The organism is Parabacteroides sp. CAG:2, assembly GCF_000436315.1.
GTDB classification, from domain to species: Bacteria; Bacteroidota; Bacteroidia; order Bacteroidales; family Tannerellaceae; genus Parabacteroides; species Parabacteroides distasonis.
Genome location: NZ_FR885259.1, coordinates 49,619 through 65,711 on the forward strand (window position 1 = coordinate 49,619; position 16,093 = coordinate 65,711).

General features: G+C 38.5%; 10 protein-coding genes. 7 read left to right on the forward strand and 3 right to left on the reverse strand.

Annotation, left to right across the window (positions count from 1 at the left end):
- Positions 1-2 precede the first annotated feature (2 nt).
- From QVP94_RS01675 to QVP94_RS01685, 3 genes are all read right to left on the reverse strand, one after another.
- Positions 3-1,562, reverse strand: coding sequence for a sensor histidine kinase (locus QVP94_RS01675; protein ID WP_005861390.1), 1,560 nt, complete (start codon positions 1,560-1,562; stop codon positions 3-5).
- Between the two features lie 264 nt (positions 1,563-1,826).
- Positions 1,827-4,646, reverse strand: a complete 2,820-nt coding sequence (locus QVP94_RS01680) for a TonB-dependent receptor (RefSeq protein WP_129984526.1) — start codon at positions 4,644-4,646, stop codon at positions 1,827-1,829.
- A 130-nt stretch (positions 4,647-4,776) separates the two neighbouring features.
- Positions 4,777-5,328: an RNA polymerase sigma-70 factor gene (locus QVP94_RS01685; protein ID WP_034527742.1), complete on the reverse strand. Its 552-nt coding sequence runs from the start codon at positions 5,326-5,328 to the stop codon at positions 4,777-4,779.
- 271 nt (positions 5,329-5,599) lie between these two features.
- Between QVP94_RS01685 and QVP94_RS01690 the strand changes: the two genes are divergently transcribed.
- The 7 genes from QVP94_RS01690 to QVP94_RS01720 all read left to right on the forward strand — a co-directional run bounded on the left by QVP94_RS01690 (position 5,600) and on the right by QVP94_RS01720 (position 15,818).
- A complete protein-coding gene (locus tag QVP94_RS01690; RefSeq protein WP_005861395.1) occupies positions 5,600-6,658 on the forward strand; it encodes a FecR family protein in 1,059 nt (352 codons plus the stop codon).
- 182 nt (positions 6,659-6,840) lie between these two features.
- Complete coding sequence (locus tag QVP94_RS01695; protein ID WP_005861397.1) at positions 6,841-10,101, forward strand: SusC/RagA family TonB-linked outer membrane protein; 3,261 nt, start codon at positions 6,841-6,843, stop codon at positions 10,099-10,101.
- A 17-nt stretch (positions 10,102-10,118) separates the two neighbouring features.
- The gene (locus QVP94_RS01700) at positions 10,119-11,807 is read left to right on the forward strand and encodes a RagB/SusD family nutrient uptake outer membrane protein (protein ID WP_022191821.1); all 1,689 of its coding nucleotides are present in this window, start codon (positions 10,119-10,121) and stop codon (positions 11,805-11,807) included.
- A 16-nt stretch (positions 11,808-11,823) separates the two neighbouring features.
- A complete protein-coding gene (locus QVP94_RS01705) occupies positions 11,824-12,495 on the forward strand; it encodes a 3-keto-disaccharide hydrolase (RefSeq protein ID WP_005861401.1) in 672 nt (223 codons plus the stop codon).
- Positions 12,496-12,508: 13 nt separating this feature from the next.
- A complete protein-coding gene (locus QVP94_RS01710) occupies positions 12,509-14,020 on the forward strand; it encodes a glycoside 3-dehydrogenase (protein WP_022191822.1) in 1,512 nt (503 codons plus the stop codon).
- Positions 14,021-14,165: 145 nt separating this feature from the next.
- Positions 14,166-14,738, forward strand: a complete 573-nt coding sequence (locus QVP94_RS01715; RefSeq protein ID WP_005861405.1) for an RNA polymerase sigma factor — start codon at positions 14,166-14,168, stop codon at positions 14,736-14,738.
- A 69-nt stretch (positions 14,739-14,807) separates the two neighbouring features.
- A complete protein-coding gene (locus QVP94_RS01720; RefSeq protein WP_005861407.1) occupies positions 14,808-15,818 on the forward strand; it encodes a FecR family protein in 1,011 nt (336 codons plus the stop codon).
- Positions 15,819-16,093 lie beyond the last annotated feature (275 nt).

The following is a 16,093-nucleotide window of genomic DNA, read 5'->3' on the forward strand; positions in this document are numbered from 1 at the left end:
AACTAACTTTTTATAAGAGGTAAAGTAATAATAAATTTTGTTCCAATGTTTCCGGCACCACTTTCAGCACGGATCGTACCTTTGTGGTCCTCAATAATTTTGCGTACGTAAGCGAGTCCGAGACCGAACCCTTTCACGTCATGCACGTTGCCTGTCGGTACGCGGAAGAAACGGTCGAATACCTTTTTCAGATATTCTTTCTTGATACCGATACCATTATCTTCCACGGAGATCAACAGCTTTCCGTTCTCGTTCCAAGTGCGTGCCATCAATGTAAGCGGAACTTCCGGGCGGCGGTATTTAACCGCATTGTCCATCAAGTTGAACAATACATTGGTGATATGCATTTCATCCACATATATATCCGATTCTGTAGCTTGCAGGTCTATATCCATTGTACCGCCGTACTTCTCGACCTTTAAAACGAAGGTGTTAGCAACGTTCGCTACCAAATCATTCGCGTCAATTTCTTTCAATTTAAGCGCTGCTTTCTGTCGTTCGAACAAAGACATCTGTAGCACTTTCTCGACCAAGAAGCTCAATCGCTTCGTCTCGTCGTTGATTACGCCGGATATATGCTTGAATACGTCCGGACTCTTCGTTATATCCGAATCCTTCAACATCTGAGCGGCGAGCGAGATCGTGGATACCGGTGTCTTCAACTCGTGCGTCATGTTGTTGATAAAGTCGTTTTTCATCTCGGATAACTTCTTCTGACGGAATACGATGTAAATCGTGAAGACGAAGGTTATCAACAGGATCAATGAGAATATAACCGATGGAACGATGAAAGTAATAGAGCTTGAGATATAATCCCCTTTCGTCGGAAAATAAACTCTCAGGTAGTTTAGTTTCGATGGGGGATCGTTCGGGAAAAGCACTTGGGTGATCACGTCAGAGGCGATCGGTTGCTTTTGGAATTCTCCGCTCTGGTATACTACATTTCCATCTTTGTTAATAACAGAAAACACAAACGGCAAGTTCAAACCGTTGTTAATAAATTCTGTTTTTAAGTAATTGTTTAGCTTTTTAAAATCTATACGTTCCTCGATCGGCTTTAGATTCGCGGTGTATAAGATGTTGTAAATCACCTCCTCTATCAGTCCACCTTGGTACTGGTAACGTCTTTTTAGTGTCTTCTGTAAATCTTTAGATGTGTTTACGATGCTGTTGGCAGACTGCCGTTTTGACAAGGAAGAGAGCGGCTCGAACTTATGGGCGCTAAAACTTTGCATCTCTATTTGTTGAACGGTTCCATTAGAATCCTTGATCTGTAATTGGTATTTCTCATGGTTGATCACTTGTCCTAGGCTTTGGGCATCCGGGGCATTTTGATACATGAAATTTGTCTCATCCCGGTTGATATCATCCTCGAGGTATTTACGGGTCTCATCCAATTCCAGATTCTTAGATACTTGGCGCAGGCTTCTTTTGACAGTCTCATTGAACTGTTCGCTGCGTGTCTTAAGTATAATGCTCACATAGTTTACCTGTAGGTATAATAACCCGGCGAAGGCAAAAGCCATAACTACCGCAAGCAACCAAATTGTCGACTTCCTCATATCAATATCTTTCTCTTAATATTGCAACAAATAACGTATGTTTTAGTTTAATATTTACACAAAAAAGGTAAAAATAATCCGTTTAAAATGTTAATAATACTTTGTGGGCATAGAGGATGTATGCTAGCTAAGCATTGAAACTCCGCTGTTAATGCGCTAGTTAGCGTTATTTTATCCTAAGTTTTTTATATATTATCCTAAGTAAAAACAAGTCCGGTGCGTTCTTTGTTGCGCCCGGACTTTATAAAGTCTCCACTTAGGGGATTAAAATCGATGTCCCGGAGGAGGACCCATCGGACCTCTTCCCCGTCCGCTTCTACCCGGCGTTTTCACGTCGCTGGCACTGGCTCCGCCTTTGAAGATGCTAAACCGATAGATGAAGTGTACCATGAAATAACTGCCTAGCGTGTTATATTCTGAGTCTTGTATATAGCTAGCGGTAACGGAACGGGAGATATTGCTTCGTTGTTGCAGGATGTCGTAGATCTTGAAACGGAGCGTCCCTTGGTTATTCTTTAAGAAAGACTTGGAGGCTGAGGCATTCCATAGGACTTCGTTCTGTTTGAATCCGTCCCCGTAGCCAGAGTTGGTAGACCAGTTCACGTCACTCTCTATCTTGAAATTGAGGGGCAGATAGATTGTCGTGTAACCGCCGGCTCCGTAATTGAAGGTGTTTTGGTTATTTTCCTTTTGCAGAGAGTTGCTGGTGGCATTGTAACGAATATTCCCGTTTACGCCCAGATCCAGATAAGAGGAGCGGAAGTCGATACCACCACGTTCGGACAATATGAGATTCCGGTTCGTATTCTTCTCCTCGTTGATATATCCGTTGCTATTAGCGAACGAGGCCATTGTCATGGAGTTGATGGAGAATTTCTTATTCTTCAAGGGGGTATTCAACATCATACGGACGTTGCCACTATAGTTGCCATTTACGTTTTTGTAAGTGGTGGTCTTTACACCTGTCTCTTGGTTATAAGAGGTATAACTTACGATATCGTTGATGATATAACTACCGTTTGCCATGATCATGAAGGCCCGTTGTTTCTCCGGCGTGAACTGTTGGAAACGAATAAATACGTTGTTCGTATAGCGGGGATTCAAATCCGGGTTACCGATCGTGATATTCGTCGGGTCCGAGATATCCGCTACCGGTTGTAATTGAGTCATGCTCGGTTGGCTGGTACGGCCATTATACATGATACGAAGATTCGTACGCTTATCGAACATATAGTTGAATTGAGCCATCGGGGAGAGGTTGACCACCTTACGGGTTATCTTGGATAAGGTCGTGTCGCCAACGAAATTCTCGCTGCTGGAATAGGATGGGTCCAGATTCAAGCCGATCGTGTAGTTGAACTTTTCCCGTTGAGACTTGAAGCTCAAGCTGGCCCGCTGGCTGATAAAGTTATTGCGATAGCTTTGGCTGTAGGCGGAATCTAATACATTATATATACCATCAGCGTCTTGGTTGTAAACATTCTTCAAGGCTTCTTGTTTCCGTTGGCTGATGCTATAAGTGGCTTGGATGAAATTATTATGCCCGATCGGTTCTACCCACGATACGTAGGCCCGGTAATTGAAACCTTTGTTGTCGTAACGTGAGCGCTGGTCGATAATGCTATTCTTCAAGGCATCAGTCTGGTTGAAATAAACGATGTCGGAACGGTTCATGCCGTCACTGTACGAATCGCTATTGCCTCCAGAAAGGGTGGCGCTGAACACACGTCCTTTGTTATTCAGCTTACGGCTGAAATCGATGCTGGCATTTAGGTTGTACCCGTTACTTTCCGAGTAATTACTGGATTTGTTGGTATTGACCGTATCCCGTTCGTTATCCAAGGTGGTAGCATCACTGAAATTGTCGTTCATGCTGTGGCTGAAGCTGAAACTCGGGCGGAAGATAAGTTGAGTCATCGTATCCGGTTTCCATTCCAAGCGAAAGTCTACGCCAAAGTTATCGCTCTTCGTACGGCTCATCGCCTCGCTATTATCATAGGAGGAACTATCTCCGGGAAGGATATTCTGCCGATCACTCTTGCTGCGAGCGTCATTGTCGGAATGGGAATAACGAGTATTTCCCCCAAGAGTTAGTTTATCCGGCTTGAATTCCTTGCTGAAGTTCAAACCTGCGTTTCCGGAAGAGGTGATACCGCTACCCGCTCCGAAACCTCCTCGTCGGCCTCCACCGCCTCCCATACCGGAGAACATTGTTGAGGCTAGATCGGAAAAGCCCATATTATTCGTGTTATTCGCTCCCCCCATGAACGTGATCTGGTCATTATTCACGAAACGATTGACCATGGCGTTGCCTTCATACCGATCTTTACTTCCGTATCCACCATATGCGTTGCCAAACCAACCTTGCTTCATGCCGGGTTTCACGGTTAGGTTGATGACGGTCTCTTCCTCTCCATCGTCGAAGCCGGTCATTTGGGCCATATCGCTTTTCTTATCAAGTACCTGTAATTTATCGATCATCTTGGCTGGAAGATTCTTGGAGGCCACTTTCGGGTCATCGGAGAAGAACTCCTTTCCGTCCACCATTACCTTTTTCACCTCTTTTCCATTGACGGTGATCTTGCCTTCGCTATCTACCTCCACACCGGGCATCTTTTTCAATAAATCCTCCAAAACGGAGCCTTCGGTTACTTTATAAGAATCCGCATTGTATTCCACAGTGTCGTTGCGAACGGTAACCTCGGGTGCCTTACCTATAACTACGGCTTCTCCCAACTCGATCGCTCCGTCGCTTAATTCAAGTTTACCTACGTTTACGGGGTTTTTCTTTCCGGTGATTTGCAAGGGTTGGTACAATGGATCGTATCCGATGAATGTGATGTGTAGTAAATAACTTCCTTTCTTTACGTTTTTCAAGGTAAAACTACCATTACGGGCGCTCACCACACCTCGTACCATGGCACTGTCTTTTACGTTCAGCAATCGTACCGTTGCTTGCTCGATGGGGGTATCACTACCTTGCTCAACGACAGATCCGGTAACATTAACACCGCTTTGCTGTGCGAAAGCCATCGGTGAAAAAAGGATCATCAACAACATCAAAAGGCACTTTCCCGATTTCATAACTATATGGATTACATTGTTTACAATTACGAAAAGATAGACATGGTTCATTCAAAATAGTTTAATATAACTTTTATGGATTTGATATTATTAACAATCCTGCAGGCCTTTGGATTTATGGAGAGTATTCTTAGAACAAGAACATTATAAAAGGTAAATAGTCCTTCAACTTAACTCGCAATATTTTCAAGGATTGTGTAATCCGGTATTCCACGGTTTTTATAGAAACCCCTAAGGCCTCTGCGATTTGGAGATTAGATTGTTCTCCGAATCGGCTAAGTTTAAATGTCTCCCGGTAATTCTCAGGCAATTCTTCGATTGCTTTCGTGATATTCTCTGTAAGCTCGTTTACGAAATAGGTATCAGGATTCTCAAATTGATCTTTAATCTTATCATAAATCAGGCTATGTACTCGCTCATGATACAATTGCCTTTTGATCGCATTGAGGCAACGATGCTTAACAGCCATAAAAAGATAGGATTTCAAGGATATCTCTACAAATAAGGAATTTCGGTTTTCCCATATAAATAACATTAGCTCCTGAATAAGTTCTTCGGCATCCTCATCAGAAACATATTGGGAAGCATATTCGCATAGTGGCGAATAAAATTTGATAAACATCTGTTTAAAAGCGTCTTTACTTCCTAATTGTATTTGTTCAATTAAAGTAGAATCATCCATAGCACCTTCTTCATCCTTTCTTTTCTGTAAGCAAAGATATATTTTATCTTGGATATTCAAGGTTAAAATTAGGGTAACCACATCGAAATATCACTTTTAGGACATCCTTATCACAAGATATACTTACTTTACCGATGAAGTACTACTTACTTTACTGATGAAGTATATATCCTATGGAAAAGTAGGTAAGTCTAAAGTCTTCCGTAAAAAAATGCTTTTTAGTTAAGGGTGTGTTCGTTCAGGATTGTCTTAGTTATAGAAACAGATAAGAATGAAAACTGAAAATAGACATATTAATATCCAAGAGCCGGAAGGTATGATGCTTTTACGGTATATAAAGGACACAGCTTCCAATGAGGAAAAATCTTATATTGAAGCTTGGCTGGAAGCGGATGAAAATAATAAGAGGATCTTATTACAGACCGCCCGTATATATTATGCGAACAATGCGATGGAACGGATCGCTAGCCGAAATCCATTGATTGCCTACGAAAAGCTGGAACAACGATTAGCAAAACGGACCCGTTTATATTGGCTGAAGAGGTTCTCTGCTGCTGCGGCTTGTATAATTGCTATCATTGGGCTATCAACCTTATTTTCCCATAGAAAGGTTGATTCTGAATTTGGAGATCCTCAAATTATAACACTTCAGGCAAATGCGGGAGTCCGTACACGCTTTAATTTACCGGATGGTACTGTTGTTTATCTAAATTCGGGTAGTGTTTTATCCTATCCGATGTCTTATGACCAAAAAGAAAGAAAAGTATGTTTATCAGGAGAAGCCTATTTTAAAGTCACTCACAACGAAAAACAACCTTTTATTGTCAGTACTTCAGGAGATCAGCATAGGGTTAGAGTTTTAGGCACGGAGTTTAATATACAAGCTTATGGGGATGAGAATATAATTTCGACTACTTTAGTGACGGGCTCCGTAAATCTCGAGGTGAAGAATAAATCAGGGAATGTGAGTCATAGGACGTTACTACCATCCGAAAAAGCGATTTGCAACTTGGATAAAGAAGAAATTTCTGTGATGAAAATAAATACGATCTATGAAACCGCATGGATGGATGGCAAACTGATGTTCAAGGATACGCCTTTACCTGAGGCTTTGAAAAAATTGTCATATTACTATAATGTTGAATTTGTGATTCAGGATGCGGAGATTAAAAGCTATTGTTTAACCGGTATTTTAGATAATAGGCTGCTATCTCAGACACTAGACTATTTGAGAATATCTTCAAATATTGATTATCGTATAGAAGATATGAAGACAGATGATAGCAAAGGTACTAACCGTACTCGGGTTATACTTTGGAAAGGAAAATAAAGAAAAATGTATAATAATTAAATAATATGGCCTATGGAATAAAAGAACAAGAATGTAGACTTGATCTATCTAAAAAACATACGGGAAAATGTTACCAGCATCTTCCCATATGAAACAATTTGATAGAGGTCTTTAAACCGACTAAGAAATTTATTTTTTAATCTTAAATCAATTACAAAAATATGATGAATAATTTATATTTCCAACTTGATGGAGATAAATCAGCGTTTGTCAGGTTGGTATCTAAAATATCAAGAATTATGAAGTTGACCTTATTTCTTGTATGTTTATCAATTAGTATGTCATTTGCTATGACAACAAATGCTCAAAGCACCTCACTTTCTTTTAAAGCGACAGATCAATCTATAAAAGAAGTTTTGGAACTGATTGAAAGTCAAACTGATTTTCACTTCTTTTATAATAGTAAATTAGTTGATATCAATCAAGTAATATCTGTTGATATAAAGGATAAAGACGTGTTCACTACATTAGATCATATATTTAAGAATTCGAATATACGATATAAAATAGTAGGAAAAGATGTGATTCTATCAGTAAAAGGCAGTAAGTCTGATCAAGATGAAAAGACAGTAACAGGTACTGTTGTTGATGAGGCGGGGGAGCCTATTATTGGTGCAAATATTGTAGAGAAGGGTAAAGCAAATGGAACTATGTCTGATTTGAATGGTCATTTCTCTATTGTAGTGTCTTCCGATGCGGTACTCCAGATTTCTTATATTGGATTTTCTCTTCATGAAGAAGCCGTGAAAAATAAAAATGTACTTCAGGTCATTATGAAAGAGGATACACAAAAATTAGATGAGGTTGTTGTTGTTGGTTATGGCTCAGTTGACAAAAAAGAGTTGACTTCTGCTGTAACCGCTGTTTCTAGTAAAGACTTTTTACAAGGAGCATTTACAAGTCCGTTGTCAATGATCGATGGAAAAGTATCAGGCGTTAATGTCTCGAATGCGGCAGCGGCAGATCCTAACTCTTCTCCTAATATCCAGATGCGAGGTGCTTCTTCCATAGAGGCAGGGAATTCGCCATTGGTTATTATAGACGGAATGCCGGGTGCAGATTTAAGAAGTGTCGCTAACCAAGATATTGAATCAATTACAATATTGAAAGATGGTTCGGCTGCAGCGATTTATGGTTCACGTGCGGCGAATGGAGTTATTTTGGTGCAAACAAAAAAGGGAAAGGCTGGAAAAGTTTCTATATCTTATGATGGCTATATCGATCATGATATGGTAGCTAATCAACCAAAAGTACTTTCTGTAGATGAGTTTCTTGCGCATGAAAGAGATGTAGATTTTGGTCATCGGGTGGATTGGTATGACAAATTGTTGAATAAGAGTAATCTGGGTCAAAGTCATTATTTAGCTGTTTCAGGAGGAAGTGAAAATTTGACCTTTAGAGCTTCTGCCAATTATAAGAAGAAAGATGGCTTGGATATAGCGTCTTCTAGAAAAGAGTATGGAGTTAGAATGGGATTCACCGCAAAGACATTAGAAGGTCTGTTAGAGATTCAAGGAAACTTGTCCACGCGAGTTATCAATGAGGAATATGTGGATTATGGCGTATTTCAGCAAGCGGTAAAATTGAATCCGACTCATCCATTGATGGATGAAAAAGATCCTTCTAAATATAGTACTCTGTATGGGTTTGATACCTATAATCCTGTAGGATGGTTGAAAGACAAGGAGGATGGAGGTGATAGACAGTTTTCCCTTGCTGATTTTAAAATGAAACTAAATATTTTACCGACGCTAAATACTGAATTATCTCTAGCTAGACAGGGGCAAGAGTATTTTAAGCGTATATATGTTAATTCAAATCATAAGGAATCTATAGATAATATGCGTTCCGGACGAGGAACTCTGCAGGAAGAAAATTATACGGATTATACATTGGAATGGATCGGTAATTATTTTACGACAATTGACAAGCATACAATTAAATTAATGGCTGGATATTCGTATCAAGAGTTTAATCATCGTAGTTTTTCTTCAGAGAATGCAAATTTTCCTTCGGATGCGATGTCCTATAACAATCTGGAAGCTGGAGATTGGAATATGGCAGCAGGTCGTTTAGGGGTATCTTCGTTGAAAGAAAAAGAAAAGACAATAGGTTTTCCTGCGCGATTGATTTATAACTATGATGATACTTACTATTTGACGGCTTCTGTTAGATATGAAGGAAATAGTAAATTTGGGGCAAATCATAAATGGGGATGGTTCCCTGCAGCCTCTGCAGCATGGCGAATGTCAAGTTTGCCTGCTATTAAAAATATTGAGGCCATCAATGATTTAAAACTCCGTTTTTCATATGGAGTTACAGGACGCTCTGGTTTCCCAAAGTATTCAGCGTTGGCTCGTTATGAGCAAGGTGGGTATTGGCTAGACGATAATGGACAATGGACCCAAGCGTGGGGACCTACGAATAATCCTAATCCTGATTTACATTGGGAAAAGCAGATATCTTATAACTTGGGTGTGGATTTTTCTCTTTTAAAGAATAAGTTATCAGGTAGTTTGGATGCCTATGTAAAACAAGGTAAAGAAGTAATTTCTAATTATGACGCTCCACTACCCCCTTTTATGTTTGATCAGATATTTACAAATGTAGCTTCTACTAGTTCAAAAGGTTTGGAACTGACTTTAAATTGGGATGTTGTAAACATGAAAGATTTTAGTTATTCGACTAATCTAGTTGCTTCTTTTACGAAATCTAAACTGGATAAATTCTCGAATGGTACATATCAGAAAGGATATATGGATCGATATTTACTGCCAGCTCCCGGAAATCCCGGCTATGCCCAACGCTTACAAGACGGAGTGGAAATTGGTTCTTTTTATGGCTTAAGATATGCGGGAGTTGATGATAATGGCAATATGTTGGTTTGGAAAGACGCTAAAATTGGAGGAGAAAAAATACTCGCTAATGGTGAAGCTAGTGATACAGACAAAGATTATATTGGCCATGGAACACCTAGATATTCTTTGTCTTGGGGGAATACATTTCGATATAAAGGATTTGATTTAAGTCTATATTTCCAAGGGCGCTTTGACTATCAAATATTGAATATGTATCAAATGTATTATGGATTAGTTGCTGAACCGGGTATGAATTTATTAGAAGATGCTTATGGAAAGAATGGGCATATTAAGTCAGGAAAAGTGATGTGTGATTATTTTTTGGAGGATGGAGATTATTTTAGGTTGGATAACATAACTTTAGGATGGACTCCAAAATTAGATACAAAGTGGATTAGCAATTTACGGGTATATGCGACAGTTAAAAATGCGTTTACTATTACGAAATATTCAGTAATGGACCCGACATCTGTGGATATAAATGGTCTAGAACCAGGTATTAGCGGTCTAAATGTGTATCCTATTGCCAGATCATTCACATTTGGAATTCAAATTTCATATTAATCTTAATTTCATTTATTATGAAGAAGTTTAAATATATAATAGTTCTTTTCGTAATGGGATTAATCTCATTTTCTTGTACAGATTTAGATGAAGAGATTTTTAGTGAGATTACAACGGATAACTATTATCAAAATAGCAATAATATTTATGCGGCGTTGGTGAATAACTATGCTAAGGCTTTTAGTACGGGTTGGTCTGATGCTCGATACTTTTTACAGGAAGTTACTGCCGACCAGTTAATGATTCCGACAAGAGGAAAACATGGTTATAATGGTGGGGAGTATGTTCGTTTGCATGAGCATAAATGGACTGTGGAGGAGAATTTCGTATATAATGGTTGGGCTGCTCCTTTTCAAGGTATAGCATTATGTAATAATACATTGTCTGATTTTGAAAATCTAGATTTCTCTACGTTTAAATTGACGGAAGAAACGAAAAATGAATATATAGCCGAATTAAGAGCTCTTCGGGTTTGGAATTATATGTTTTTAATAGATTTCTTTAGGCATGTACCAATTGTTACAGATATAGAAGAAGTGAAGGCTCAATCTACACCCCTAGAAGTATTTAACTTTATGGAGTCAGAGCTTTTAGCTATATTACCGGACTTACCTAAAAATAGGGGGGTATCTAGGTTTGATCAAGCAGGAGTAGCTTCTATACTTGTCCGTTTATACTTGAATGCGGAAAAATGGATAGGAATCTCAAAATATGATGAATGTGAGCAAATGGCTCAGGCTATATTAGATGGAAAATATGGAGAATATAGTATTGACCCTGATTATAGAGGCCCGTTCCGCTCGGGGATAAACGGTTATAGATCTAAAGAGAATATTATGGAATTTGCGATTAAGAAAAATTATTTTGAGGCATCTTGGCTATATAATATGTGGATGCACTATCAAGATCGTTATTCCTTGGATAATGACTGGCAAGGTTGGAATGGAGGTAATTTAGCACCGTCTCGGGACTTATATGGAAATTTATACCAAGATAAATTAGGTATGCCGTTTGAAAAATTCCCGGATGGAGATATCCGAAAGAAAGCTTTTAGAGTTATTTCAAATGATGGAGATTATGAGGGCTTTTTCTTGATGGGAACTCAATATAAATTTGATTATGAAAAAGGGTATGGATTTACAGATGAAGTAATAACTGGTACGGAAGAATATAATGGTAAACCTCTAGTTTATGTGGATCAAGTTGGACGTTTTTCGGAGGGAGAGACTGGTTTAGCCAAAGGCTCTCATGTAATTTACGGAGAAGAGAATACGGGATATCGTTTGATAAAATTCCCTTGGTTACCTCAATCGAAAGATTTGTTCCAAATGAACTCTATTCCAGAGATCAGATTGGCAGAGATTTATTATTCGTTAGCTGAATGTAAATATAGATCAGGGGATAAGATAGGGGCTGCTCGGTTGCTGGATGCGGTTAGGAAACGTTATTATAAAGCGGAAGATTGGTCTAAATTTAGTTACGAATCTAATATCTCGAAATTAACTGATGATGAATTTGTCGATGAATTAGGTCGTGAGTTCATAGGAGAGCGTCATCGTCGTATTGATTTAATACGATGGAATCGTTTTAGTGAAGGTGCGTGGTGGGATAAAACTCCGGATGCGACGAATCAAGACGTATTTCCGATCCCTTATCGTGCTTTGAATGCGAATCCTTTGTTAAAACAAACAACAGCTGGCTTTTAATAAATAGAATCGATATATGAAACAGTTTATAAATGTAAAAAGAGTATTTACCGTATTGATTATACTTTTGTTATTAATATCGTGTAGGGTCGAAACTGATTATAGACCATTATTTGACAAAGATTTATCAAATGCTGATTATGATAGTTCGGTTTGGACCTTTAAAAATGGCATACTTACTGCCACTGCCGATCAATCTATTTGGACGAAGGTGCAGTATGAAAATTTTATCTTGGATTTAGAATTCAAGACAGATGTGAATACAAATAGTGGGGTTGTGATTTATTGTACGGATAAGGGTAATTGGATCCCATCTTCCATTGAGATTCAAATAGCGGATGATCATCATCCTGAATGGCAATCATATCCAGAATATTGGCGTTGTGGTTCTATTTATGGACATAAAGGAGCAAATGAACAATTGGTCGTGAAGAAACCGGGAGAATGGAACCGCATGATTGTCACTGCTAAAGGTCAGCAGATAGATATCGAATTGAATGGGAAACATATTGTTTCGGCTAATTTAGCAGATTGGACTTCTGGAACAACAAATCCAGATGGAACAGAGATTCCGGAATGGCTACCAATCCCGTATGCGAATATGCCAACAAAAGGTTATATTGGTTTGCAAGGGAAACATGGAGAATCTAATATTTGGTTTAGGAATATTCAACTGAAACAACTTTAAAATCATCATTATTATGAGACATATATCAAGAAGAGATTTTTTGAAGACAGGAGCTTTAGCAGCAGGTTTAACGATCGTACCAAATTCTGTTTTAGGTAAAACGCATGGGTTTACTTCACCAAGTGATAAATTGAATATTGCTGGAGTTGGTGTCGGGGGAATGGGCCGTGGTAATTTACGGAATATGAGTACAGAGAATATTGTGGCTTTATGTGATGTAGATTGGAGATATGCAGAGAAGACTTTCAATGATTATCCAAAAGCAAAAAAATTTAAAGATTGGCGTGTTATGTTCGATGAGTTCGGAAAATCAATTGATGCGATATTGGTTGCTACTCCAGACCATACACATGCGGGAGTTACTGCTCATGCTATTACATTAGGGAAGCATTGTTATACTCAAAAACCTTTAACCCATTCTGTCTATGAATCTCGTTTACTAGCAAAACTCGCTAAAAAATATAAAGTAGCGACACAAATGGGTAATCAAGGAAATTCTTTTGATTGGTGTCGTCAAATAACAGAGTGGATTCAATCCGGTGTTATTGGGGAAGTATATGAAGTTCATTGTTGGACAGATCGTCCAATTTGGCCTCAAGGATTGATGCAACCTAGCGATAATCTGAAATGCCCGAAGACTCTTGATTGGGATTTGTTTATTGGGCCAGCGCAAAAAAGACCATATAATCCAGTTTATACGCCTTGGAATTGGCGAGGATGGTGGGACTTTGGAACGGGTGCTTTAGGAGATATGGCTTGCCATATTATGGACCCACTTTATTGGGCACTTGATTTGAAGTATCCGATAAGTGTGATAGGTAGTTCAACCTTGAGTAATTTATATTCGCCACCTCATGCACAAATTGTAACTTATACGTTCCCGGCTCGTCCCCCAAAAGGAAACACAAAAATGCCAGAGGTTAAGGTATATTGGTATGATGGAGGTTTAATGCCTCCTCGTCCGGAGGAATTAAAAGATGGACAAATGATGGGAGATGAAAATGGTGGTATTATTTTTATTGGGACAAAAGGGAAAATCATGACTGGCTGTTATGGAATGAATCCAACTTTATTGCCCGTATCTGATATGGAACATTTTAATCAGCCTAAGCCTTCAATACCAAGAGTTAAAGGTGGTAATGGCAATATTTGGGCTACGAATGCCCATGAGCAAGATTGGATTCGTGCTTGTAAAGAATCTCCAGAAAACCGAGTAGAATCATCTTCAAATTTCCAATTCTCCGGACCTTTTAATGAAATGGTAGTAATGGGAGTTCTTGCGGTACGTCTTTCTGGTCTTCATGGACTACATAGAGAATTGTTATGGGATGGAGAGAATATGAAATTTACCAATATATCTCCTACTGACACAATTAAGATTGTAACAGTTGATGATTTTAAAGTTGTTGATGGTGATCCTCGTTTTGATCGTCGTTTTGCGGACTTTAATGCTCTTGATGTTGCGAATGAGTGGATTAAGCATACTTATAATAATGGTTTTAGTTTACCTAGTATGCCATTCTGAGAACATAGAAAGGTCGTGAACTACTGTTGGATGTCATTTAGTTAAAGAGTATCCGTAATAGATAGAGGTTATTTCTTTTCAAGAGGAAATAACCTCTTCTTATTTTTTTATTTTATATTTGTTCGGTCAATATGTGCTAGAGGAGATGGATGTAGAACGGATATACCTAGAACGATTACGAAGCGGTTCATACAGAGACTTTACGAAACTGTATGAATCATACGCTTCACGCTTATATGCGTTCGCATTGCACTTGACTCATTCTGATGCTCTTGCAAAAGATATTGTACAAGAGACTTTTATCAAAGTGTGGGTGCGGAGAGAACAGATTGATTTAGATATGTCTTTCAGTGCTTTCCTATTTACGATGGCCAAGAACCAATTATTGAATGAGTTTCGTAGGCAGGCAAATAGTCCACTTTTTTTGGAAGATGTTGTACTGAATGAGTCTGGAGATGGAGAGGAAACAGCGATTGAACGTAAATTATCTTTTGAGGAATTTAACCATAGACTGGAAATAGCGAAACAAAAGTTGACACCTCGCCAACGAGAACTGTTTGAGTTAAATAAGGAACAAGGTATAACTATAACAGAAATAGCGGCTAAAGCCTTTATTTCAGAACAATCTGTGCGTAACCAGTTATCGCAAGCCTTACATGTTTTAAGAAAGGAGCTCGGTAAGTATGCTTTGCTGTTCTCTCTTTTCTTTATCGGATAAATAAAATTGAAAAAATAATATTCTTATGTTTTATAACATCTAAAAAGACATGTTATAAATTAACGGCTCATGTGTATACCTTATAAAAAGGGTATTATGCAGGAATCACATACATATTATTTGCTCTCAAAGTACATGGATCATACGATCTCTACGGAAGAGTTGAAAACACTACGGCTTTTGGTTAATTTGTCTGATGATGATGAATTATCGTTGTCATTGTCTCATTTATGGGAAAATGGGCGACCCTTTGAAGAGGTTGATGAGAGAATCATACGAGATATGTTCAGCGGGATTCAAAATCGAACGAGAAAAGAACGATTCGTTATGGTGTTTAGGAAACTGGCTCGTATCGCCGCAATACTATTAATACCTTTATTAAGTGTATTGTCTGGTTATTTATATTTCAATCCAGTCAATCAGGAGGAGGGTATTGGTAATTTAGTGGTTCATGCCGATAGAGGGGAAAGATCGGGGGTGACTTTACCGGATGGAACACAAGTAAAACTAAATGCGGAATCGAGCTTAAGTTACACTCACGATTTCGGTCGAGAGCTTCGACAGGTTAATTTAGAGGGAGAGGCCTATTTTGAGGTGACTCGGAATGAGGATAAACCTTTCGTGGTACATACAAAATATCTGGATATAGAAGTGTTGGGCACAAGTTTTAATGTGTATTCGTATGAACGGGAGAATGTCATGGAAATGGCCTTGATATCGGGACGGATCAAGATACAGACTTGTTCAGAGCCTTCTCGTGTCGTTTATCTAAAACCGAATGAAAAAGCATTGTTCAATAAAGAATCGGGTATTATAACCGTGGAGAAAACAGATAATCGATTTGAAACGGCATGGTTAAGAGGAGATCTCGTTTTCCGATCAACGACATTAAGTGATGTCTTGGCTAAACTAGAGCGTAGATATGGCGTGAATATCCATTTGAATGATTCTTCTTTAGCGAATGACTTATTTACCGGAAATTTTGATAGTGAATATATCGTAGAGGTAATGGACCTTTTAGAGAGGCATTATGACTTTACATATGATGTACGAGGAGATGATATCTTTATACATCCTTGAGCGAGTGAAAATAAAAATGTACAACCTTAAATCAGTTCTTATGCGACAAGATTCTTCATAATAAAAACGGAACCGAAAAATGGTCGAGATTTTCCGGTTCCCCAATTAATACTCCATTTACGAGAATGGCGATTAGGCCATAAAACGGATTGTATCAATTTAAAAAAATAATATATGTTCAAAAGTAGAAAAAATCAATGTAGCTATATAATTTTTTTGGCTCTATTTCTGTTTTTTAATCCTATTTTGGTATTAGCTCAGACAGGAAGTGTCAC